Origin of the sequence: Actinoallomurus vinaceus, from assembly GCF_039542055.1 — a bacterium.
GTDB classification, from domain to species: domain Bacteria; phylum Actinomycetota; class Actinomycetes; order Streptosporangiales; family Streptosporangiaceae; genus Actinoallomurus; species Actinoallomurus vinaceus.
Genome location: NZ_BAABHK010000048.1, coordinates 1 through 1,420, shown reverse-complemented (window position 1 = coordinate 1,420; position 1,420 = coordinate 1). Strand labels below are relative to the sequence as shown.

Sequence of the window (1,420 nt, the reverse complement as noted above, 5' to 3'; positions counted from 1 at the left end):
GGTTGCGTCCAGGGACGTGGTGTACGAGTTTCCGCTGATCAGAGGCGTGGCGTCGTGAACTGAGACGGCCATCGCGTGATCCTTCGAGATGCGAAGTCAAGATCGAAGGAGACCAACGCGATGGCCGTGGACAACAGTGTGGACCCTGCCGGGTGGTTCGCCGAGCAGATCGGAGCGTGTGAGCCGGATCTGCTGCGGAAGATGGTCAAGACGATGGCCGAGGCGCTGATGAGCGCCGAGGCGGATGCGATCTGCGGGGCCGACTACGGCCAGCGCAGCGACGGGCGCGTCAACCGGCGCAACGGCTATCGGGAGCGGGACTGGGACACCCGCGCGGGCACGATCGAGCTGGCGATCCCGAAGCTGCGGTCCGGCTCGTACTTCCCCGAATGGCTGTTGGAACGCCGTCGCCGGGCCGAACAGGCCCTGATCTCAGTGGTGGCCACCTCGTATCTGCTGGGAGTCTCGACCCGCCGCGTCGACAAGCTCGTCGACCAACTCGGGATCAAGGGCATCTCCAAAAGCCAGGTCAGTGAGATGAGCAAGGTCCTGGACGCCCAGGTCACCGCGTTCCGCAACCGGGCTTTGGACGCCGGTCCCTACACATTCGTGTGGATGGACGCCCTGACCCAAAAGGTCCGCGAGGGCGGCCGCACCGTCAACGTCCACGTGCTGGTCGCGACCGGCGTGAACGCCGATGGGCACCGGGAGATCCTCGGAGTTGAGGTGACCTCCGCCGAAGACGGCGCCGGCTGGCTGGCGTTCGTGCGCGGCCTGGTCGCCCGCGGCCTTTCCGGAGTTCAGCTGGTCATCTCCGACGCCCACCGCGGCCTGGTCGAAGCGATCGCCGCGGCGCTGCCCGGGGCGGCCTGGCAACGATGCCGCACCCACTACCTGCGGAACCTGCTCACCAAGGTCCCCAAATCCGCCCAGCCATGGGTCGCGACCTTGGTGCGGACCATCTTCGACCAGCCGGCGGCCGAGGAAGTGCATGCCCAGCACGGCCGGGTGGTGGCCAGCCTGGAGGCCAAGTACCCCGACGCCGCCGCCCATCTGGACGAGGCCCGGGACGACCTGCTGGCCTTCACCGGCTTCCCACGCGAGATCTGGCGGCAGATCTGGTCCAACAACCCTCAGGAGCGGTTGAACAAAGAGATCCGCCGACGCACCGACGTGGTCGGGATCTTCCCCGACCGGGCCGCGATCATCCGCCTGGTCGGCGCGGTGCTGATGGAACAAACCGACGAATGGACCGAAGCCCGCCGCTACATGGGCCTGGAATTCCTCGCCAAAGCCCGCCTGCGCCTCGTGGGCGGCGAAACACCGGACGAGAATCCCACCACCCAAGCGATCACCGCTTAACCTGCAGAAACAGGATCACGCGAAGGCTGGCTCATACACCACCCGCGTGGACGTGACC

At 66.9% G+C, this 1,420-nt stretch carries 1 protein-coding gene; it reads left to right on the top strand.

The annotated features are described in order from the left end of the window. Window positions 1–120 precede the first annotated feature (120 nt). The gene (locus tag ABEA24_RS53290) at window positions 121–1,362 is read left to right on the top strand and encodes an IS256 family transposase (RefSeq protein WP_345444745.1); all 1,242 of its coding nucleotides are present in this window, start codon (window positions 121–123) and stop codon (window positions 1,360–1,362) included. Window positions 1,363–1,420 lie beyond the last annotated feature (58 nt).